This window comes from Corynebacterium sp. HMSC14H10 (genome assembly GCF_001807105.1).
GTDB classification, from domain to species: Bacteria; Actinomycetota; Actinomycetes; order Mycobacteriales; family Mycobacteriaceae; genus Corynebacterium; species Corynebacterium jeikeium_D.
This window is the reverse complement of the sequence record NZ_KV787425.1, coordinates 96,384-116,214: the sequence shown is the minus strand read 5'-3', so window position 1 is coordinate 116,214 and position 19,831 is coordinate 96,384. Positions and strand designations below refer to the sequence as shown.

Here is a 19,831-nt window from a genome sequence, read left to right as displayed (position 1 = left end):
TCCATCGGTGAGTGTGAAGCGAAAGCTTCTCGCGCATGAACAACCGACGGAATGAGTTCATCCAATGGCAAGGCGGAGCTCGGGGCTCGGTGACCTGTTAAACCGGTCTCGAGGCACCGGGCTCCGCCTTTAGCTTTAGGAGCGGTGTTGTAGATGCAAGCAACATTGAAAAAGTATTTCCCAATTTTCGTGCTACCCACGCTGATTGCCTTTGCAATCGCGTTCCTGGTGCCGTTCGTTATCGGTTTCTTCCTATCATTTACTGACTTCACAACCATCACTAATGCGCAGTGGGTTGGTATCGAGAACTACCAGAAGGCCTTTAGTGAGCGCGAGGGCTTCGTCGCCTCCTTCGGATTCACTCTCATGGTGGTTGTTGTTTCCATCATTACTGTGAACTTGTTCGCGTTCTGGATCGCATGGATTCTGACGCGCAAGCTGAAGGGCACGAACTTCTTCCGCACAGTCTTCTTCATGCCGAACCTTATCGGTGGCATCGTGCTCGGTTATACCTGGCAGTCGATGATTAACGCCGTGCTGGCATCGTACGGTACGACGATTGTGTCCGACTGGAAGTTCGGTTACGCCGGTCTGATCATCCTCATCAACTGGCAGCTGGTCGGTTACATGATGATTATCTATATTGCCGGTCTGCAGAATGTCCCACCGGAGCTCATCGAAGCTGCGGAGATTGATGGCGCCGGACGCTGGGAGATTCTGCGGCACGTTACTATCCCGATGGTCATGCCATCGATTACCATTTGCCTCTTCTTGACTCTGTCGAACACTTTCAAACTCTTCGATCAAAACTTGGCCCTGACCAATGGTGCGCCGGGTTCAGAGACAGAAATGGTTGCTCTGAACATCGTCAACACCATGTTCAACCGAATTGGTGTGGAGGGCGTTGGTCAAGCCAAGGCAGTAATATTCGTCGTCGTGGTCGTAGCGATCGCGATGCTGCAGCTGCGTGCTACTCGCAGCAAGGAAGTGGAGGCATAAATGTCTGTCGACGCTGCAATGACCACTGAAACGGCCACCAAGCTCCCCAAGGCCAAGCCCGCTAAGCAGGACGAGGCCAAGGTGGGAGGCGTATCTAAGGTCATCATCTACGCGATTCTGGTGTTTTTGACCGTCGTGTTCTTGGGGCCAATCGCGTTCATTATCTTCAACTCGTTCAAGTCCAAGTTCGCAATTTCAGATAACCCCTTCCAGCTGCCACTAGGTGACATGTGGGTCGGGTTCGAAAACTACGCCGTCGGCCTGATGAAGGAGGGCTTCGGCTGGGCGATCGTGTGGTCCTTTGTCATCACGATCCTCTCGGTTATTGCGATTGTGTTCTTCTCTGCGATGACGGCTTACTACATCACGCGAGTGAAGACGTGGTGGACCTCGCTGCTGTATTACCTGTTTGTGTTCTCGATGGTCATCCCGTTCCAGATGGTGATGTTCCCGACCGTCAAGATCGCCGACATGCTGCATTTGAACAACCCAATCGGCATCGTGGTTCTCTACTTGGGCTTTGGCTCCGGCTTGTCGGTCTTCATGTTTGCCGGCTTCATCAAGTCCATCCCGATTGACATCGAGGAAGCCGCGATGATTGATGGCGCATCTCCGATGCAGAACTACTTCCGCATCGTTTTGCCCATGCTCAAGCCGACTGCAGTGACTGTCGCCATTCTGAACGCTATGTGGGTATGGAACGACTACCTGCTGCCGTACCTGGTCATTGGCCTGTCTACTAAGTACAAGACCATCCCGGTTGTCGTGCAGAGCTTCGTTGGCTCCAACGGTAACCGTGACCTTGGCGCGATGATGGCAATGCTGGTGCTCGCAATCATTCCGATTGTGATTTTCTACGTCGCCACCCAGAAGCACATTATCGAGGGTGTTGCTGCGGGTGCCGTTAAGGGATAGCTGCCTAAGCGTTAGCGCATAGGACGCCAAGCACCGCGTTTTACGAAAGCGAAAGCCTCAACCGCGTAGGTTGAGGCTTTCGTCTGTTAATCAGCCTTTATTAGGATATGAACCCGTGGATAGATTTTTCAGCACCGATACAAAGTTCTACGCAGCCTGGTCGCTGTTAGCAGACCTTGTAATCATCAACCTGCTGATGATCGTCGCATCCATCCCGATAGTCACTGCAGGCGCCGCAACTCGCGCTGGAGTAGTAGTCGCTCGCGACATGGTCCGTGACGAAGGCTCAAGGCCCGTACGGCGCTTCTTGCGCGCACTGTTGGACAATTGGCGCACACCAACCGTGTGGTGGCTATTCACCTTGGTTCTCGCCAGTGGCATTGGCTATGAGTTTTACGTTATCTCCCGCGCGGACCTCGGCACTGTCGGCCTGATCTTCGCCGCAGGAGTTACCTCCGGGGCGCTAATCCTGCTGGGAATTACCGCGTGGGTCTACTCGCTGTGCTCGCTTTCCGACGGTCAGTCGTCGCTACGCCGAACCCTGGCAACGGCCACCAGCATGACCGTCAAAAACCTGCCGCGGACTGCGCTCGCAGTTTTGGCGCTTCTCATCGTGCCCGCGGCCATATTCTTTTTCCCGGCGAAAATCTACGCGATTGCTACCTATGTCTTCCTCATCGGGTACGCGTTGAGTTGGTACTTGGTGATGCTGGCGCTTGAGCCCGTTCTGCCAGACAATGCTGGGTAGGTTCTCCCGCTGGCCCCACTGGCCCGGCTGGCACTGACTTAATCGGTGCCAGCTCGCACACCAGGCTGTTGACAATTCTTAGCCCGCGTACTCTTTCACAGAGGGAAAATCCTCCGCCTCGACCATCTCCAGCAGTTTTTCGCGACGTGCAAAAGCGGAGCATGCGCCGACCGCCTGTACAGCTGCTGCGCCTGCTGCGGTGGCCAGGGGGACGGCGTCGTAAAGCGAGGTGCCCTTAGCCAGTTCCGCGGTGAGCGTGCCGACGAACGCATCACCGGAGCCAGTGCCGTCGACAATCTTCTCCTCTGGCAGCTTGAGCGCGGGGTGCTCGTAGATTGTCGGCTCGTCGTCGAGACCGTCGGAGTGCTGTGCGAAGAGACAGCCGTGGTCGCCCCGGAGCATGACGACACTGGGGCAGTACTGCAGAAGTGCCTCGAGCTGTGCGCGGTAGTCGGTAGCGCGGATGCCCTCGGCGATGTCCAGGCGACGGATTGTTTCCCAGGCGCCCTTCATGTTGACGATCAGCGGATCTGCATGGTCAATCAGCGCAGGTGTAACGGTTACGACCGGATTGAGGTTCAGTACCAGACGCGCGCTGTACATGGATGCGACGGACGCGATGGCCTCAGTTGCTTCCGGAAGTAGCTCGCCTTGCGCGAGCACGACATCCGCTGATGCGAACTCGTCGACGAAATCGGTGGGGTCGGTTAGCGCATCGGCACCGCGCTGGACAAAAATCACCGGGCGACCCTTGCGGTTCGTTGCGACGAAAGCGCTGCCGGTCGGCAAATCCCAGGAAGTCTGAATGGAGTGGACATCTACGCCGTGTGCGTTGAGTTCCTCGACCACGAAATCCGCTGCGCGGTCCTCGCCAACAGTTCCGGCCATGATCGCACGGACACCGTTATAAGCGATAGCAACGGCCTGGTTGGCGCCCTTGCCGCCCAGCATATTCGTGCCGTCATCAACGATGAGCGTGCCACCTTCTGCGGGTACGCTATCGACCTGTACCAGGGTATCTAGGTGGATAGATCCACATACAACAACTGTTGGATTCTCATTCAGGTCAGGAATCGGCTGCATAAAAATATAGGATAGTCGGGAATTCAAATCCGTGTTGGCGGCCCGAGTTTACAGCCGTCAGAGCCCGCGAATCGATGCCCTACAATCGATGGCTATGGCAAAACTGTACTTCCGCTACGGAACCATGAACAGCGGAAAATCCATCGAGGTCCTCCGCGTCGCCCACAACTACCGCGAGCGCGACATGCGACCGTTGATCGCCAAGCCGGCCGTGGATACTTTGGCTGATGGTGACGTGCACTCCCGCATCGGAATCGCGGAACGCGCGCACCTCATCCACGACGGCGATGACCTCTCCTCGCTTGCCGACGGCCACGATTGCCTTATCATCGATGAAGCACAGTTTCTTACCCCTGACCAGGTCGATCAGTTGCTGGGCATTACCCTTCGCGGTACCCCGGTGCTCTGCTACGGCCTGCGTACCGACTTTCGCACCCATGCCTTTCCAGGCTCCCAGCGATTGCTCGAAGTTGCCCACACCATTGAGGAAATTAAGACAATCTGCACTTGTGGGCAGAAGGCCATCTTTACTGCACGGTTGAATCCGGACGGCAGCATTATCCTCGACGGCGAAACCGTGGAAATTGAGGCACTCGAAGCGCCGAAGTACATCTCCCTGTGCGCCAGCTGTTACAACCGGATGTCGGGGAAGTGGGCGTGAGGTGAACCCGGAGTTTTTAGTGCCCCCAGCAGGGCTCGAACCTGCGACAAAAGGATTATGAGTCAACCGCTCCCGTTACTTTTTTTTGATTAGCGGGGCTGACCTGCGGTTTTACAGATTTCGTGTTTATCGCTGAAAACCGGCGCACCGTGATGTGCTAGCACGGTGCTATACTGTATGCAAATCAAATATTTTTCCCTACCCCCGATTGAGTGGTTTTCCACTCAATCTAGAACCGGGCTACTCACCCTAAAAACATTTTGCCCCCGCGACCAATGGAGTCCAAGCGACACCGAGCGAAACGGGAGCGGAGCCTAGTGGACTGCGAGGGAGCAGGGCTAGGCGGGCGCGAACGACCAACGGTCGCACGCGCAAGCCCGCCGACGTCCGCGACCGAAAGGGAACGACGGCGTAGTGAGAGTGCGAGCGAGTGTGAGCGCAGGCGGAGTGACTGGGAGCAGGGGGCGCGCCGAACAGCGCCGACAGGCGCGTGAGGTGCGAGTGGCACAGGGCTTGTCTTGTGTGCCACATCTCCACGGAGGTGTGGAAAAGGGGAAAAGAAAAAAGGATAACAGAGAAAGCGGATTAGAAAAGATGTTGACCTCGGTAGCGGATATGGACTCTGTGACCTCGTGGCTGTCGCCTGTGGTACTTGACACCTCAGCAGGTGATGGGGCGCTTATTCGAGAACTGCGGGAAAAACTCCCTAGTGCGCTTGAGTCACGTACCCCTCGGGATTACGTAGTCCATGTTTCTCCGGGAACTATTCAGCTTTCGTGTCGTGACCTTCAGGCGCTCGATGCGCGCATTGCTGCCCAGGAAAGGGAGGAGCGCGAATGTGCTCGTGTTAGTGAGGAGGTTGCTTTCCGTCGCAAGGTTGTCGGTCTTTATGACGCGATGGAGGATATTCTTCGCCGGTTGGAGGATCAGTCCGGGTGGTTAGTGGATAGTAGGCGGGAAAGGGGTCTGCGGGGTGAGGAGCCCGGGGTTGTGGGGAGTAAGCAGGCGCAACGGCTTCTAGAAACGGAGCCGGCGATTGGGCATGACCTTGCGGTTTTGGAGTTCGTTGCCGATGAGACGCGGTTGAAAAAAGATTTTGATTTTGACACGTTGCAGTGGCACTACGATGAGTTGGTTCGCGGTTCGTGTCCGCAGTGGGTGTTCTGGCGACTCATGGCATTATTTGATGATGTTTTGGGTGAGAAAAAGTCCCCTCGGAAAATTAGACACTGGTCGGCGAAGAGTCGTCGGCGAATGCTGAAAACGTGTGCGGAACTGGATTGGGAGCCGGTCATTTCCTTGTCGGAGTCGTCCGATTTTTCAATGGCGATGGTCACTCTGACGTATCCGGGTGCGGGGAAAAAGTGGCTGGACTATGTACCAAACGCTCAGGTCGCGCGAAAGCACTTTGCTGCACTTCAGGAACGGTTTTACCGCGCGTGGGGTGTCCGTATGCAGGGCATTTGGAAACGCGAATTTCAGAAGCGAGGGGCTCCCCATCTGCATGTTTTGATGTTGATTCCCACCTGGGGAATCGCCCGCGAGAAAGAGTCCCCGTTTATTACGGAGACTGACCAGATGTTTTTCCGCGAGTGGCTGTCTATTGCCTGGGCGGAGGTAGTCGGCGCGGAAGGTATGGACTACGTCAATCACCTCTACGCTGGAACCGGCGTAGATCAAATCGAAAAATTTAGCAGCGCGAAGAACGTCGCTGGCTACTTTTTGAAATATGCGTCCAAGGATAGCAAGTTTGCTACTAAGGAGTATCAGAATCTTCCGCCGTGGGAGTGGAGTCATAGTGGCGAAAGCGTTGGCAGGTTTTGGGGTGTCCTCGGTATTAAAAAAGAGGTCCGCACTGTGCTGGTGAGTCGTGAGGAGTTTGTGGCATGGGGTCGGCTCTTACAGCGTTGCTGTGCAGCAAAGTTCCCTGGTAAGCGTCGTTTTCGGGGGAATTTTCACGCCGGTTGGGTGCTCACCGAGGATTTGCATGGCACGGTAGCGCTAGTAAGGGATCTTGTGAGGTCGTTACAGGCTATGGGTGGTAGTGTGCTCGATTCGCCACCTGTAGGTATGCGGGGGTCTGTTTTTTCTCGCGTGAGTTGAGCGGTTTACCGCTCGGGTGAGTTTTCTTCCGCCATTTCCTCGGCGATGTGAACATTTCCCTTTTTTATCCAGTCCCTAATTGAGGCTTGCGAGATTCCGAACTCGGCCGCGAGTTGTCTTTGTGTGACTCCGGGGTAGGCGGCTGTGAGTGCAGTGAACATGTAGATTAATTTTCTTCCCTGTTCTTCCTGCTCAAGCAATCTTTTTACCGCGTTGATGTTGGCTTGCACGCTGGCGTCGATATTGCCTTGCGTTTTTATTGATTTTCCGAGTTCTTCTGCGAGTCTGCGACCCTCGCGCGCAACCGTATTTCCCATGGCTTTCATGAGCAGTAGGATACGACGTTCGGCGGTAAAATGCCAGGTTGAGAGGTTTACCGCGCGCGTGAGTGGTTTTGTGTTATACTGTTTGTCAGAAGGAAAAAGAGTATCGGACAAAATCAGTGAATCGGTGCTCGGCAGGTCGCCTCCTTTTTTTCATCACTAAGTGAGTGGAAAACCACTCACAAGAAAGGTTGGGTCAGCATGCAGTTCCCAGCAAATACTGTCCGCATTATCACCACTGGCGAGCAGGAAGCCCGCCCTATCTATGAGTACGTCGACGGCAAGCGTACTGACACCATCAAGCGCGATGACGCAGGTCACGAGCTATACCGCGTCATGGGTCTCCCCGCGGTCTGGAACGGGGAAGCCGTCGAGGTGTCTCTGACGCTCCCGCGCCCATTCACTCTCCCGGCATTCAGCATTCTCGTCGCAAAGGACGGGTTCGTTGAGGTTGGTGCCCGCGCCGATGGAAATTTCGCACAACTTCGATACGCGGTCACTGCCTCGGCTGTTGAGGCTATTGGTTCCTACGCGGACATGCTGCGTCTGAAGTAGGAAAACGGTTCACCTGTGGGTTCCGCACCATTGGACGCTGGTGCGGTTCGCCAGGGGAGAACCGACGAGGAGCCCCTCCCTTATTTGTTGTTCCATCTATATATGAGGAGTCCAAAAAAATGGATTTTGTCTCGATTGTCGTTCTGTGCGCGGTGTGTTTCATCGCGGTGTATGCGCTGGCATCGATTTATGAGCATCGTCACCCTGCGGTTCCTGCTGGTCTGAAAATGCTGACTGAATCGGAGCGTTCCGATCTTCGCGAGCATGAGCAAGAGTTTATGTTGCGTTGGGGTGACCCGGAGAGTGTGAAAGATTTTTTCGAAGCGACCGGGGTTTTCTCTGGTGATGAGACTGGGGCGGAGCCGGAACTTCGGCGGTATCCTCGTCCGGTTCGTGCGGAAAAAACTTCTCGTGGTGTCGAGGTGGTTTTGCAGTTGCCTATTGGTATTGACGCGGGGGATATCGAAAAAGCTATTCGCCGTGGTGGTGAATGGGTTGCCATTGATGGTGTCTCGGACACGGTGGTAGAGCGTAAATCGCCTGGTCGTGTGGTGGTTCGTGCTGTCACGCGTGACGCGTTTGAGTCGAATCTCGGCGGTGATTTTCTGTGACACTCACTCGTGAGCGTCCGTGGGCGGTCGATGAGGATGGGCAGCCGGTCATTTGGGACCCGACGGACGTGGGACATGTCGTCATTGCTGGTATTACCCGAACAGGTAAAAGCAAGGGGAGCCAGTCGATTATCGCTGGCACTCTCACTCCCTGGATTCAGTACACCGGCATCGACCCGTCGGCGGGTTTGCTCAAACCTCTGAAGGTTTTTTCGGAGCGTCCCGGTGATTTTGTTCTTGGTTCTGACGACGATTTTCTGAATCGCGCGATTTCACTACTGGAGCGCCTAGTAGCGGTCATGCGGGAGCGCATTGCAGCGCTCGGCTGGGCGGAAAAAGTCGAGAACTTTTCCACAGAGATGCCTGCCGTGGTGGTCGTCCTTGAGGAATACGCAAACCTGCTGGTCATGGCGGAATCTTCCGGTAAAGACGGTAAGAAACTTCGTGCTCAAATCGTTGCGCTTGTGGGGTCACTGCTCCGTGAGGGTGCAAAAGTTGGGATCGATGTCTTCACGATCTTGCAAAGACCGGAAGCCGCGATTCTCCACGACCGCGCTCAGTATTCCGTGCGGATTACCTATCGGCAGGATAATGCGGATTCGGTGAAAATGTTGCTCGATGCACCGGAAAGGGAGGACGTGTCTCGCATCGTGGGTTTGCGTCCTGGGCGCGGTGTTCTTTCCGATAACGGGCAAGGTTTGGTTTGGTTCCAGACCCCTAACCCGGACTACTCGACCTATGTAGAAACCGTGCGTGACCGCATTTACACAGGTCACGCACCACTTTTGGAGGAAAATCATGAGTAAAAATGCTGCGACGGTGGCGATTGCTGCGACTGCGGTTGTCGGTGTCGGTGCCCTGGTGCTCACGGGTGCTCTGGCTGGTGGTTCCGGTGCGTCGGCTCCGTCATCTACCCCTGCGGATAGCGTGGAGCAAGCTTGTTCCGGCATTTTTGTAGACCACGGCAAGTGTCAAATCGCTCAGTCCCGCGAGGCTGCGGAAGAGGCGTGTTCCTTTGACCCGACCGACGAACTTTTTGCGGACGTGAGAGCGCGTCAGTGTGAAAATGCTCGGGACGCGCTGGTACAGGTGGAGCGCCTGTACAGTATGTCGAAAAACCCGTCTGACCTGCAGGTATCGCCGGTTACGGCTCCCTATGCTGCTCCTACAGAGCGTGTCTGTATGCCGTACGAAGATGTGAATCGCGTTACGGGTGAGGTGACCCCTGGTCGCTGTGTTGTGCGGTTGGCTACCTAGCCCCAGTGGGGAGTACAGAGGGGCGAAGCCCCTTTGTCCCTGCCCCGATAGGGCGGGTGACCAGGTGACTTTGTTCTCCGTCGTCTAGGTGTGGTGACCCCGCGCCTCTCTTGTGTCTCCTCAATGACCGCGCCCGCGACGGCGGGCGCACCTTTACCTTGTTTTAGTTCTGATTTCGTTTCTTTTTTGAAAGTTGGTTTTAGAAAAATGGCTTCTCTTTTGACCCCCGGTGAGGTTGCTCGTCGGTTGGGGGTGTCTCGTCAGACGTTGATGCGGTGGCGTGACCGCGGAGTCGGTCCGCAGTATATGCAGGTTGGCGAGCTAGTTCGTTATGTCCCTGAGAGTGTGGACGCGTATGCGTCTGGTAAGGTGCGTGAACAATAATGGCTGGTCAGGCACCGTATTTTAGCGATTATGCGGCTGAGTGGCTGGCGATGCATCCTGTTGCAGAGAAAACCGCTGAGGATTATCGGTGGCTGCTGGAGCACTATCTTAAACCCGTGTTTGGAAATTTGCGGCTTGATCAGATTACGTATCGAGATGTGCAGGGTTGGGTGATGGAGACCGCGCCCCACGCTTACCACCAGGTGCGGCAGGCGCTTTCTATTGTTCGCCAGGTGTACCGGCTGGCGGAGATTGAGGGCTATGTGAAGTCCTCGCCGGCGAAGCTAGTGAAAATGCCGCCTGCCACTAGGGCGCTGCCTGACCCGCTTTCCCCGGATGAGGTACAGCGAGTGTCCGCACAGCTGTCGGGTCGTGACCTGCTGATTTTCGAGGTCTTGGTCTATGGGGGATTGCGGTTTTCCGAGGTTACAGCTCTAAAACCCGCGTCGGTGCACGATGAGTACATCATGGTCTCGGGCGGTCTTATCCCTGCTCGTGGTGGCGGGTGGCTGCGGTCTGACGGCAAAACTCATCAGCGTCGTCGGGTGTACCTCCCGCGTTTTGTGATGGAGCGTCTTCGGGGGTTTGCTGACCAGTGTCAGACTGAGTTGTTGTTTACTTCGGCTGTTGGTACTCCGGTTCATAGGACGAACTGGACGGCGAGGGCATTGCAGCCTGCGTGTGCCCGTGCGGGTGTGAGGAAAATCACACCTCATGCGCTCCGTGATACGTGCGCGACCCTTGCTCTCAGGTCGGGTGTTGCTCCGCAGGTCGTTGCGGCTCACCTTGGGCATTCGGATGCGACCACGACGCTCAAGCACTACGCGGGGGTGGTCAGTGGTGACCTCGAAAATTTGTCCGTGTCGCTGCAGGATGCGATTTCGGGAGTAGTGCCCCCACCAGGGCTCGAACCTGGGACAAAAGGATTATGAGTCCTCTGCTCTAACCGACTGAGCTATAGGGGCAAGGATTGGGCACTATGAAGTGACAATTAAGCACTATGAACCAATGCCCAAAACCTCATAGCATCATAGCAATCTGCCACCGTGCGGTGATAAAAGCCCTATACCCAGCGGGTTCGGCTGCCATTGCACAGTTTCAATGAAGCAAAGTATTTCCGTGCCAACGAAGGCAATCCCTGTGCTCAACGAAGCTGATCTTTCCGCAAAGTTACGACTTTCGGTTGATGAATCAGCCCTAGGACACTTCTAGCATTAATCCTATGAGTACAAAACCTTCCTTGAGCAGCGCCGACGTCTCAGTCGACGCACAAACCGGTGCCACAGCGAAAGCGAAGGGCACCCCCGTCATGGCAATCGCCAACGAGGATCAGATTGCTGAGTTCGGGGCCTCGCCACAGCGGTGGTGGGGGTTGCTCGTGCTCGCGGTTGGCCTCGGCATGATTGTCCTGGACGGCACCATCGTTGGTGTTTCATTGCCGACCATCATTTCGGAGCTGGGCCTTGACATCGTGGGCGCGCAGTGGATTACCACGATCTACTCGGTCGTTTTCGCCGCACTACTCCTGACCTCTGGCCGCGCTGGCGACCGCTTCGGCCGTCGAACGCTTTTTCTCGTCGGTCTGGTCATCTTCACGGTCGGCTCCGTCGTGGCCGCACTTTCCACAGACTTGGCGCCACTGGTCATTGCCCGCGTCATCCAAGGCATTGGTGGCGCGTGCATTCTGCCATCAACACTGTCCAGCGTGAACGCACTATTCCGTGATAAAGATCGTGCCACCGCATTCGGCATCTGGGGTGCGGTCATGTCTGGTGCTGCAGCAGTCGGCCCACTCCTGGGTGGCGTGCTTACGCAGTTTGCTGGTTGGGAAGCTATCTTCTGGGTCAACGTGCCCATCGCCGTCGTGCTTTTCGTCCTTGCGCTGCGCTGGGTGCCGAACACCGCAGGCGATACCAATGGCGCGGGTCGCTTCGATGTCCTTGGCCTGGTGTTGTCTGGAATTGGCTTTGGTGCCGTGGTCTTCGGCATCATTCAAGGCGCCAAGATAGGGTTTGCTTTTCCCTCCGCACCCGTCGTCACGCTCTTAGTTGGTGCGGTGGTGCTTGTCGCTTTCGTGCTGTGGGAAAACAGTCGTCGGAAGAACGCGGATCCTGCGCTGTTGGACGTGTCGATGTTCTCCTACGCCACGTTCAGCTGGGGGAATACCACGGCGATGCTTGTCGCGGTGGGTGAGTTCGCGCTGGTCTTCGTGCTGCCGCTCTACCTGGTGTCGGCGATTGGCTTATCGACGATCGCAACCGGCCTGGTCCTGGCAGCAATGGCTCTCGGTGCGTTCTTCGCAGGTGCCATGGCGCGTCATCTGGCAGCTCGGATTACCCCGGCCGGTGTGGTGATTGTGGGCCTTGGTCTCGAGGTCTTTGGTTCGCTGCAGTTGGCGGCCGAAGAGCGCGTTGACCTGCCGCTGTGGCTGGTTGTGTTTGCATTGATTGTCTACGGTCTGGGTCTTGGTCTGGCATCGGCGCAGCTGACCTCGTTGGTGCTTGGTGATATTCCGGTGCGGCTGTCGGGGCAGGCATCGGCAACGCAGTCGACGATTCGGCAGATTGGTTCGGCGCTCGGTGCTGCGCTCGGTGGTATGGCGCTGACGATTGGGCTGGATCGTGAGATCGCGAAGCTGTCGCCGGGCCTGGAGCAGATGGGGCAGGGGCTGAAGGATTCCGCCGGCTCGATGCTGATTGGTCTGCGTGCGCAGGGTGCTCCCGACGGTGTGTTGGTGCCGCTGACAAATGCGTTTGCACATGCCACGCAGTTTGCGCTGTATTCCGCTGTCGGCGCGTTGACTATTGGCTTCCTCTGCTCGCTGAAGGTACTGCAGTTGCGCAGGCAGGCTGAGAATGCGCAAGCAAGCTGAGAAATCGAATTAAAGATTCGGAATATTCGGTCGTGAGCTTGTGTTGGAAATTGGTGTCACAACATCAATCGTGGCAGTCTTATCGTTTGTCTCTTAACCGGACTTGCTAGATAGAAATGACCAACATGAAAATGCTCACAAAGCGGCGTTGGCTCGATTACGGCCGAATCTCCACTTCCTCCTGTCGCTAAACACTTCGGGGCTTCCGCCTCGCTGCGCCTGTCTCTTCGAGGCTGAGCTCAGCGGCCTCGGATCCCGTCGCGCGCATTTGTCAGACGGCATAAGGCGCGGCACAAGTGTTTTCAGAGAAATAAAACTCCAGGAGGAAAAGTGAATAAATTTAAATGGGCGACCGGCTTCGGTGCCCAAGTTGTCTATGGCCTGATTATTGGTCTCATTTTGGGCTTCATGGCCCGCAGTACTGGCGATGACTCCTCGCTGCGCACAGCGCTCGACGAGGTCGGCAGTACCTACGTCACGCTGTTGAAGCTGCTCATCCCGCCGCTGGTGGTCACCGCGGTCGTAGTGTCGATTGCCAACCTGCGTCAGGTCGCAGGTGCAGCCAAGCTGGCTGTTTCGACACTGATTTGGTTTGCCATTACGTCCTTTGTATCGGTGGTCATCGCCATCGTGCTGGGCTTGGTCATCAAGCCGGGCGTTAACTCTGGCGTGGATGCTTCGGCAGCGCAAGAGCCGAGTTCCGTGGGCTCCTGGTGGGGATTCCTGCAGAGCATCGTCCCGCAGAACTTCCTCGGCCTTGGCGTGAAGATCAGCGAATCTGACGGTGCTGTATCCGGCTCGCTGAACTTCAACGTCCTGCAGCTGCTGGTGATCGCGATTGTCTTCGGCGTCGCCGCGGTGAAGGTTGGCCCGAAGGCTGAGCCATTCATCGAGTTTTCCGGCTCTCTTTTGACCATCGTGCAGAAGGTCCTGTGGTGGGTCATACGTCTGGCACCGATTGGTACCGCAGCCCTCATCGGCCACGCCGTCGCTGAGTATGGCTGGGAAGCGCTCGGCAGCCTGGGCAAGTTCGCCATTGCTATTTACGTTGGCCTGTTCCTGGTCATTGCAGTCGTGTACCCAGTCGTGCTGAAGATTCATGGCATTAGCCCAATCGACTTCTTCCGTCGCGTCTGGCCAGTGACCTCGCTCGGCTTCTTCACCCGTTCGTCTATGGGCGTCATGCCAGTCACTGAGCGCGTTGTCTCCCGTCGTCTGGCAGTGCCGGATGAGTACGCCTCCTTCGCCGTACCGCTGGGCGCCACCACGAAGATGGATGGTTGCGCCGCCATTTACCCGGCTATCGCGGCTATCTTCGTCTCGCAGTTCTACGGTGTGCCGTTGGACTTCACGGACTACTTGCTCATCATCTTCGTCTCCGTCATCGGTTCGGCTGCAACTGCTGGCACCACCGGCGCTACTGTCATGCTGACCCTGACTCTGTCGACCCTTGGCCTGCCACTCGCCGGTGTCGGCCTCCTGCTGGCTGTCGAGCCGATCGTGGATATGGGCCGCACTGCGGTGAACGTTACCGGTCAGGCCGTGGTCCCGTTGGTCGTCGCAAAGCGTGCGGGAATCTGGGATAAGGACGAGTGGGACGCCAGCGCCAACGCCGACCTGTCGCCAGCCGACGAGTCGGACGACGAGTCTGCGGACGCGCCTGCTGGGAAGTCCACGTCTGCCGCGCTTGCGTAGTCTTGAGGACATGACTTCTTGGAAGCCCTCTGTTCTAGCGCAAGTTGACCAGTGGCCAGTCGACGCGACCGCAGCTGCCGTGCGTGCCGACGATGGCAGTTGGCACACCCACGGTGATAGTGGCCGAGTTTTTGAACTGGCCAGTGTGACCAAGCTGTTGGCGGCCGTGGGAATGCTTGTGGCCGTCGAAGAGGGTGCGCTGGAGCTCAATCAAGAGCTCACGCCACCCGGTCGTGGTGCGACTGTGCGTCACCTACTGGCGCACGCCGGCGGGGTGGGGTTTGCCAGCCGTGAGCTGGAAAAAGAGCCAGGGGAGCGGCGTATTTACTCCTCCGCGGGTTTTGACATCATCGCCGATGTAATCGCCGCGGAGGCAGACATGCCGTTTAGTGAATACCTGCGCCAGGCTGTGTTTGAGCCGCTAGGGATGGCGGATTCCGTGCTGGATGGATCGGCAGGGCATGGCGCGCGTAGCAGCGTCGCTAATCTCATGGCCTTCGTCGATGAGATTCTCGCCCCGACTCTTCTGCATCCCGATACCGTGACTGAGGCGTTGACGGTGCAGTTCCCGGGGCTGAATGGTGTTGTGCCTGGCTATGGTATGCAACGTCCGGCCGATTGGGGCCTGGGCTTTGAAATCTTCGGGCACCCCGATTCCAAGCAGGGGCTGTGGTTTGGTGCCTCGATGCCCAAGGATGTCGCAGGCCATTTTGGGCAAGCGGGCACATTCCTGTGGCTGCATCGTCCAACCGGACGGGCGGCAATCGCGCTGACCGACCGAGATTTCGGCGAGTGGGCAAAGCCTCTATGGGCCGACTTCAACGACGAACTCTGGAGTGAGCTGGAAGAACACGCTGAGGATTAAGGGGATGTGGAGTAAGCCGGCGTCGCTTGCGGCGCCGATTTTTCGTCTCAGCGTTAAATCACATCTGGGGGATTAAGGACAACTTGAGGGTTGCCAGCAGCCGTCTCGGAAATAACAATCATAAACACGTGCAACGTAAACCTCAGAAGTGTTGTTTTACCGCAGTGCTTTTTCTGCAGTGTGGCAAGTGTCGTTGGATGAGTTCGTAGGGGAAGACGAATCTCGTCTTACACCAATTGACCGCAACTTTTCCGAGGACCTTCGTCTATGCGCACCCAACTTTCAGGCGTTCTGTGGATTCACAGCATGCCAGGGCCGCTGCAACCACACATCACGTGGGCGCTGGCCCGACTCAGCATGCCCGATGGCACTAAGCCAGGCCGGGATATTTGGCGTGCGACCGACCAGGATGCCACTTTGTGCGCCGAGGTGCCTTTCACTGCAAGTGCTGACACCATCGCCACACTGGTGGACAACCTGGCTAGGTGGCCGCGCCTCTATTTCGAGCTGGCGCAAGACCCAGCCGTGGATGATGACGGCTACGCCATCGACGGTATGCGCTACTGCCATACCCCGCAGCTGGGGACTTTCGCCGGACAGACCGATGCCGCCGGAAACATCGTGGTCAACGAAGACGCACTGCGTTCCATCATGGCGCGCGGCGGCGATATCAAAGGTGCCCTCGACGCGGCCATCGGTGGGCCGTGGGACCGCGTGTTAGAGCCGATGCGCATGATGACGGCAGGCTACGCCCCCGAAGACTGCTTTACGACGTCCACCCCTGCCGGGACCGACAGTGCCAGCGGCAACTCGACCGCTGGCAACGCAGACCTTGGTGGGGTAGAGGCAGCTAACGTGCTGCAGCTCTACCCGCGCCGGGCGGCGATGTAGTCAACTACATCGCCGAGGGTCTTAAACGAGGAAATGTCCTCGTCCTCAACGCGGGCTCCCAGCTCTTCTTCGCAACGGACGGCCAACTCTACGACGCTTAGGCGGTCAAAACCGTAGTCGGTCAGCGGGGTGGAGAGCTCTAAGGACTCCACCTCGTCGTTAGCCATCTTTTTGACGATTGCCGCGACCTCGCCGTGAAGACCTGCGGGCAGGTCAGCGTCGGCGGAACTCTTCTTCGGGCCCCCGTTCGCTGCATTAGGTGAGGCATCGCCAGCGTCACCGGCGCCGGTGACCTGTGTGCCCAGTAGGGCGCTGAGCTGATCTCCAAGGCTTGAGGTCATTATTCAGCGTCCTGGATGGTTGCAGTTGGGTCGGTAATCTGCAGCTCTTCAGCGGCTTCCTGGGCGACATCCATGTCGAGCTTGCCAGCGCGTGCCAGTGCGGACAGGGCCGCAACAGCGACTGACTCGCCGTCGGAGTTGAAGTAGCGGCGAGCGGCCGGACGGGTATCCGAGAAGCCGTAGCCGTCGGTGCCGAGGACGGTGTAGTCACCCGGAACCCACTTGCGAATCTGCTCCGGGACCGCACGCTGGAAGTCGGTCACTGCGATGAACGGCCCATCGGTGTCGGACAGCTGGCGGGTAACGAAGGCGTCGTCGACCTCTTCAGTCGGGTTGTGTAGACGCTCAGTGTCACGCTCGTGCCCATCGCGGGCCAGCTCATTCCACGATGTCACCGAGTAAATCGAGGAAGCCACGCCGTAGTCTTCCAGGATGTCCGCGGCGCGCAGCGCCTCCTGCATGCCAATGCCGGAAGCCAGCAGGTTGACATGCTTGTCGCCCTCAGCCTTGCGGAAGCGGTAGATACCGCCAAGCAGCCCCTCGACATCGAGGTCTTCCGGGACGGCCGGCTGCGAAGTCGGCTCATTGTAGATAGTCAGGTAGTAGATGATATCTTCGCCGCGCTCTGGCCCGTACATGCGGTCGATACCGTCGCAGACGATGTAGGCAATCTCGTAGGCAAACGCCGGGTCGTAGGAGACCACAGACGGGTTCGTAGCCGCCAGCAGCTGGGAGTGACCGTCCATGTGCTGCAGGCCTTCACCGGTCAGCGTCGTGCGACCAGCTGTAGCGCCGAGCAGGAAGCCACGGGACATCTGGTCACCAGCGGCCCAAATGGAGTCAGCCGTGCGCTGGAAACCGAACATCGAGTAGAAGATGTAGAGCGGAATCATGGCCACGCCATGGGTGGCGTACGCTGAGCCGACAGCGGTAAACGAGCCCACAGAGCCCGCCTCGGAGATGCCCTCGTGCAGAATCTGGCCGTCCTTCGCTTCCTTGTAGGACAGCATCAGCTCATGGTCGACCGGAGTGTAATTCTGGCCGTGCGGGTTGTAAATCTTCAGCGTCGGGAACCAGGAGTCCATGCCGAAAGTACGGGCCTCATCAGGGATGATGGGCACGAAGCGGTCCTTGAGTTCTTTATCGCGCATCAGGTCCCTGAAAACACGCACCGTCGCCATAGTGGTGGCAACCTTCTGCTTACCTGATCCCTTGAGCAGGTTCTTCAGGCTCTCAGGCTTTGGCACTGTCAGAGGCTCGTAGCTAGTGCGGCGCTCCGGCACGAAACCGCCGAGCTCCTTACGCCGCTCCAGCATGTACTGCACTTCCTCGGACTCCGGGCCCGGGTTGTAGTACGGCGGCAGGTAGGGATCCTTCTCCAGCTCCTCGTCGGAGATTGGAATGCGCTGGTTATCGCGGAAAAGCTTCAGGTCGTCGAGTGCTAGCTTCTTCATCTGGTGGGTCGCGTTGCGGCCCTCGAAGTTGTGGCCAAGGCCATAGCCCTTAACCGTGTGCGCCAGGATGACAGTCGGCTGATCCTTGGTCTCCAAGGCCTTCTTGTAGGCAGCGTAAATCTTGCGGTAGTCGTGGCCACCGCGACGGAGGTTCCAAATCTCCTCGTCGGTCATGTCCTCGACCAGCTTGGCAGTGCGCGGGTCACGGCCGAAGAAGTGCTCTCGCACCCAAGCGCCGTTGTTAGCCTTCAGCGTCTGGTAATCGCCATCGCAGAACTTATTCATCAGGTCGACTAGTGCGCCGTCCTTGTCCTTGGCGAAGAGCTCGTCCCATTCGCGGCCCCAAACGACCTTGATGACATTCCAACCAGCGCCGCGGAAGAACGACTCCAACTCTTGGATGATGCTGGTGTTACCGCGCACCGGACCGTCGAGACGTTGCAGGTTGCAGTTAATGACGAATGTCAGGTTGTCCAGGTTGTTCAGCGCCGCATGCTGAATGGCACCACGGGATTCCGGCTCGTCCATTTCGCCGTCACCGAGGAAGGCCCAAACGTGCTGCTGGGAAGTGTCCTTGATGCCGCGGTCGTGGAGATAGCGGTTAAAACGGGCCTGGTAGATAGCGTTAATTGGTCCCAGCCCCATAGACACCGTCGGGAACTCCCAGAACTCCGGCATGCCATGCGGGTGCGGGTAGGAGGGAAGGCCATTGCCCTCACCGAGGGAGACTTCCTGACGGAAACCGTCGAGGTCCTCTTCGGTCAGGCGCCCCTCTAGGAATGCACGGGCGTACATGCCCGGCGAAGCGTGGCCCTGGAAGAAGACGTGGTCACCGCCGCCTGGGTGGTCCTTGCCGCGGAAGAAGTGGTTAAAGCCGACCTCGTAAAGCGGTGCGGCACCCGCATAGGTGGAGATATGTCCGCCCACGCCGATACCTGGACGCTGTGCGCGATGGACCATAATTGCCGCATTCCAGCGGATCCACTTGCGGTAGCGGCGCTCAATGTCCTCATCGCCTGGGAATTCTGGCTCCATCTCAGTCGGGATGGTGTTGACGAGGTCTGTCGAGGTCAGCGGCGGTAGGGCCACGCGCTTTGCCGTGGCACGTTCCAGCAGCCGCAGCATGAGGAAGCGTGCGCGTTCCGGACCTGCCTCTTCCAACAGGCCGTCGAGAGACTCAAGCCACTCCTTGGTCTCTTCAGGATCTGCATCCGTGAGATAGGAGGCGACCCCATCACGGATAAGGGCAAAATTTGACTCATCAGAGTGGGCTTGTGGCGTACCTGACGATGTATCGGACATTGTGAGCTCCTTTCAGTCCCTGAAGGAAAGGCAAAGGTTATTTTTCTCCACTCTACTTCTGAATCGTTTGTTGTGCCCCCAGCCGTTTCTTACACACGCTTTCACTGAATAATCCGCTTGGCTTTACGACGAACATTGCGAAGAACACTGCGAAAACTGCACCTTTTTGGGGAAATTCTTATTTTGCAGCTGTGAAAAATGTATTTGAGCGGTAAAATTCCTGCACATAGTTCGAAAAATCGAGCTGAATAGTTTTTCTAGAGGAGGAAAAGGGAAGTGGTCAACGCCACAGGCGCTGCTCATGAATATGCGAGCAGGCTCGGCATCAAGGAAGGTCAGCTAGTCCAGGAGGTTGGCTGGGATACAGACTGTGACTCAGCAATCAGTGAGTCGGTCGAGAATTTCCTGGATGCAGACCTGCTCGACGAAGACACGGATGAAGTTGTCGACGTCGTATTGCTGTGGTGGCGTGAAGAAGACGGCGACTTGGTCGATGGTCTTGTGGATGCTTCCCGCCCTTTGGAGGATGAAGGTCGCGTTTGGCTACTCACGCCGGGCGCTGGTCAGCCGGGTGCCATTGATCCTGGCGTGATTGACGAGTCCGCACAGCTGGCAGGTTTCTCCAACACCTCGGCGCTCCGGCTGGGGGATTGGCAGGGCAATTGCCTGGTGCAGCGCTCTAGTTAGCCGGCTTTAGCTGTCTCGTTTGAATCGGCTACTAGCTGAGCTGTTGAAACAATCTACATAAACGCTGTTTGTAGTGCGCAATTGG

20 protein-coding genes and 1 tRNA gene are annotated in these 19,831 nt (G+C 57.2%); 16 read left to right on the top strand and 5 right to left on the bottom strand.

Annotation, left to right across the window (positions count from 1 at the left end; translation table 11 throughout):
- Positions 1-153: 153 nt before the first annotated feature.
- The 3 genes from HMPREF3135_RS05880 to HMPREF3135_RS05870 all read left to right on the top strand — a co-directional run bounded on the left by HMPREF3135_RS05880 (position 154) and on the right by HMPREF3135_RS05870 (position 2,662).
- Positions 154-999, top strand: coding sequence for a carbohydrate ABC transporter permease (locus HMPREF3135_RS05880; RefSeq protein ID WP_016423090.1), 846 nt, complete (start codon positions 154-156; stop codon positions 997-999).
- Positions 1,000-1,017: 18 nt separating this feature from the next.
- A complete protein-coding gene (locus HMPREF3135_RS05875) occupies positions 1,018-1,914 on the top strand; it encodes a carbohydrate ABC transporter permease (protein WP_042389412.1) in 897 nt (298 codons plus the stop codon).
- A gap of 115 nt (positions 1,915-2,029) precedes the next feature.
- A complete protein-coding gene (locus HMPREF3135_RS05870) occupies positions 2,030-2,662 on the top strand; it encodes a MusI family membrane protein (RefSeq protein WP_049189607.1) in 633 nt (210 codons plus the stop codon).
- 78 nt (positions 2,663-2,740) lie between these two features.
- Here HMPREF3135_RS05870 and HMPREF3135_RS05865 read toward each other — a convergent pair whose 3' ends face one another.
- Positions 2,741-3,745, bottom strand: a complete 1,005-nt coding sequence (locus tag HMPREF3135_RS05865; RefSeq protein WP_070429154.1) for a PfkB family carbohydrate kinase — start codon at positions 3,743-3,745, stop codon at positions 2,741-2,743.
- Positions 3,746-3,839: 94 nt separating this feature from the next.
- Between HMPREF3135_RS05865 and HMPREF3135_RS05860 the strand changes: the two genes are divergently transcribed.
- Together HMPREF3135_RS05860 and HMPREF3135_RS05855 are read left to right on the top strand one after the other, a co-directional pair.
- Positions 3,840-4,406, top strand: a complete 567-nt coding sequence (locus HMPREF3135_RS05860; protein ID WP_038625984.1) for a thymidine kinase — start codon at positions 3,840-3,842, stop codon at positions 4,404-4,406.
- Positions 4,407-4,949: 543 nt separating this feature from the next.
- Positions 4,950-6,509 (top strand): rolling circle replication-associated protein, encoded by a 1,560-nt coding sequence (locus HMPREF3135_RS05855; RefSeq protein WP_070438668.1) that lies wholly within the window; start codon positions 4,950-4,952, stop codon positions 6,507-6,509.
- Positions 6,510-6,514: 5 nt separating this feature from the next.
- Here the strand turns inward: HMPREF3135_RS05855 and HMPREF3135_RS05850 are convergent, their stop codons facing one another.
- Positions 6,515-6,946: a helix-turn-helix domain-containing protein gene (locus tag HMPREF3135_RS05850; protein ID WP_168163234.1), complete on the bottom strand. Its 432-nt coding sequence runs from the start codon at positions 6,944-6,946 to the stop codon at positions 6,515-6,517.
- 87 nt (positions 6,947-7,033) lie between these two features.
- Here HMPREF3135_RS05850 and HMPREF3135_RS05845 point away from each other — a divergent pair, with 87 nt between their 5' ends.
- The 6 genes from HMPREF3135_RS05845 to HMPREF3135_RS11655 all read left to right on the top strand — a co-directional run bounded on the left by HMPREF3135_RS05845 (position 7,034) and on the right by HMPREF3135_RS11655 (position 10,571).
- Entirely contained in the window at positions 7,034-7,387 is a 354-nt protein-coding gene (locus tag HMPREF3135_RS05845; protein WP_070438662.1) for a hypothetical protein, read from the top strand.
- A 119-nt stretch (positions 7,388-7,506) separates the two neighbouring features.
- The gene (locus HMPREF3135_RS05840) at positions 7,507-7,998 is read left to right on the top strand and encodes a hypothetical protein (protein ID WP_070438659.1); all 492 of its coding nucleotides are present in this window, start codon (positions 7,507-7,509) and stop codon (positions 7,996-7,998) included.
- Complete coding sequence (locus HMPREF3135_RS05835) at positions 7,995-8,804, top strand: FtsK/SpoIIIE domain-containing protein (protein ID WP_070438656.1); 810 nt, start codon at positions 7,995-7,997, stop codon at positions 8,802-8,804. The genes HMPREF3135_RS05840 and HMPREF3135_RS05835 overlap by 4 nt, the downstream gene beginning before the upstream one ends.
- The gene (locus HMPREF3135_RS05830) at positions 8,797-9,255 is read left to right on the top strand and encodes a hypothetical protein (protein WP_070438653.1); all 459 of its coding nucleotides are present in this window, start codon (positions 8,797-8,799) and stop codon (positions 9,253-9,255) included. The genes HMPREF3135_RS05835 and HMPREF3135_RS05830 overlap by 8 nt, the downstream gene beginning before the upstream one ends.
- Before the next feature lie 123 nt (positions 9,256-9,378).
- A complete protein-coding gene (locus HMPREF3135_RS11660; RefSeq protein ID WP_083280623.1) occupies positions 9,379-9,639 on the top strand; it encodes a helix-turn-helix domain-containing protein in 261 nt (86 codons plus the stop codon).
- Complete coding sequence (locus HMPREF3135_RS11655; protein ID WP_368664792.1) at positions 9,639-10,571, top strand: tyrosine-type recombinase/integrase; 933 nt, start codon at positions 9,639-9,641, stop codon at positions 10,569-10,571. Before HMPREF3135_RS11660 ends, HMPREF3135_RS11655 begins: the two co-directional genes overlap by 1 nt.
- Here the strand turns inward: HMPREF3135_RS11655 and HMPREF3135_RS05825 are convergent.
- Positions 10,531-10,604 (bottom strand) — tRNA-Ile (locus tag HMPREF3135_RS05825). The two genes, HMPREF3135_RS11655 and HMPREF3135_RS05825, sit on opposite strands and share 41 nt — an antisense overlap.
- A 257-nt stretch (positions 10,605-10,861) precedes the next feature.
- Between HMPREF3135_RS05825 and HMPREF3135_RS05820 the strand changes: the two genes are divergently transcribed.
- From HMPREF3135_RS05820 to HMPREF3135_RS05805, 4 genes are all read left to right on the top strand, one after another.
- Positions 10,862-12,511: a DHA2 family efflux MFS transporter permease subunit gene (locus HMPREF3135_RS05820; RefSeq protein ID WP_083280622.1), complete on the top strand. Its 1,650-nt coding sequence runs from the start codon at positions 10,862-10,864 to the stop codon at positions 12,509-12,511.
- Positions 12,512-12,841: 330 nt separating this feature from the next.
- The gene (locus HMPREF3135_RS05815) at positions 12,842-14,206 is read left to right on the top strand and encodes a dicarboxylate/amino acid:cation symporter (RefSeq protein ID WP_049170147.1); all 1,365 of its coding nucleotides are present in this window, start codon (positions 12,842-12,844) and stop codon (positions 14,204-14,206) included.
- 10 nt (positions 14,207-14,216) lie between these two features.
- Positions 14,217-15,071, top strand: coding sequence for a serine hydrolase domain-containing protein (locus HMPREF3135_RS05810; protein WP_049170149.1), 855 nt, complete (start codon positions 14,217-14,219; stop codon positions 15,069-15,071).
- Positions 15,072-15,338: 267 nt separating this feature from the next.
- Entirely contained in the window at positions 15,339-15,962 is a 624-nt protein-coding gene (locus HMPREF3135_RS05805) for a DUF3145 family protein (protein ID WP_049170151.1), read from the top strand.
- Here HMPREF3135_RS05805 and HMPREF3135_RS11140 read toward each other — a convergent pair.
- Together HMPREF3135_RS11140 and aceE are read right to left on the bottom strand one after the other, a co-directional pair.
- Positions 15,938-16,303 carry an acyl carrier protein gene (locus HMPREF3135_RS11140; RefSeq protein ID WP_049170153.1) on the bottom strand — a complete coding sequence of 122 codons (366 nt, stop codon included), beginning with the start codon at positions 16,301-16,303 and terminating at the stop codon, positions 15,938-15,940. The two genes, HMPREF3135_RS05805 and HMPREF3135_RS11140, sit on opposite strands and share 25 nt — an antisense overlap.
- Positions 16,303-19,059 (bottom strand): pyruvate dehydrogenase (acetyl-transferring), homodimeric type, encoded by a 2,757-nt coding sequence (gene aceE, locus HMPREF3135_RS05795; RefSeq protein ID WP_049170155.1) that lies wholly within the window; start codon positions 19,057-19,059, stop codon positions 16,303-16,305. The genes HMPREF3135_RS11140 and aceE overlap by 1 nt, the downstream gene beginning before the upstream one ends.
- 276 nt (positions 19,060-19,335) lie before the next feature.
- Here aceE and HMPREF3135_RS05790 point away from each other — a divergent pair, with 276 nt between their 5' ends.
- On the top strand, positions 19,336-19,746 hold the full coding sequence (locus HMPREF3135_RS05790; RefSeq protein ID WP_005511050.1) for a DUF3052 domain-containing protein: 411 nt from the start codon (positions 19,336-19,338) through the stop codon (positions 19,744-19,746).
- Positions 19,747-19,831: the final 85 nt, after the last annotated feature.

Coding starts and splice junctions, on each gene's coding strand:
- HMPREF3135_RS05880 (WP_016423090.1), top strand. CDS start 154: ATGCAAGCAACATTGAAAAAGTATTTCCCAATTTTCGTGCTACCCACG.
- HMPREF3135_RS05875 (WP_042389412.1), top strand. CDS start 1,018: ATGACCACTGAAACGGCCACCAAGCTCCCCAAGGCCAAGCCCGCTAAG.
- HMPREF3135_RS05865 (WP_070429154.1), bottom strand. CDS start 3,745: ATGCAGCCGATTCCTGACCTGAATGAGAATCCAACAGTTGTTGTATGT.
- HMPREF3135_RS05860 (WP_038625984.1), top strand. CDS start 3,840: ATGGCAAAACTGTACTTCCGCTACGGAACCATGAACAGCGGAAAATCC.
- HMPREF3135_RS05845 (WP_070438662.1), top strand. CDS start 7,034: ATGCAGTTCCCAGCAAATACTGTCCGCATTATCACCACTGGCGAGCAG.
- HMPREF3135_RS05840 (WP_070438659.1), top strand. CDS start 7,507: ATGGATTTTGTCTCGATTGTCGTTCTGTGCGCGGTGTGTTTCATCGCG.
- HMPREF3135_RS05830 (WP_070438653.1), top strand. CDS start 8,797: ATGAGTAAAAATGCTGCGACGGTGGCGATTGCTGCGACTGCGGTTGTC.
- HMPREF3135_RS11660 (WP_083280623.1), top strand. CDS start 9,379: ATGACCGCGCCCGCGACGGCGGGCGCACCTTTACCTTGTTTTAGTTCT.
- HMPREF3135_RS11655 (WP_368664792.1), top strand. CDS start 9,639: ATGGCTGGTCAGGCACCGTATTTTAGCGATTATGCGGCTGAGTGGCTG.
- HMPREF3135_RS05820 (WP_083280622.1), top strand. CDS start 10,862: ATGAGTACAAAACCTTCCTTGAGCAGCGCCGACGTCTCAGTCGACGCA.
- HMPREF3135_RS05810 (WP_049170149.1), top strand. CDS start 14,217: ATGACTTCTTGGAAGCCCTCTGTTCTAGCGCAAGTTGACCAGTGGCCA.
- HMPREF3135_RS05805 (WP_049170151.1), top strand. CDS start 15,339: ATGCGCACCCAACTTTCAGGCGTTCTGTGGATTCACAGCATGCCAGGG.
- HMPREF3135_RS11140 (WP_049170153.1), bottom strand. CDS start 16,303: ATGACCTCAAGCCTTGGAGATCAGCTCAGCGCCCTACTGGGCACACAG.
- aceE (WP_049170155.1), bottom strand. CDS start 19,059: ATGTCCGATACATCGTCAGGTACGCCACAAGCCCACTCTGATGAGTCA.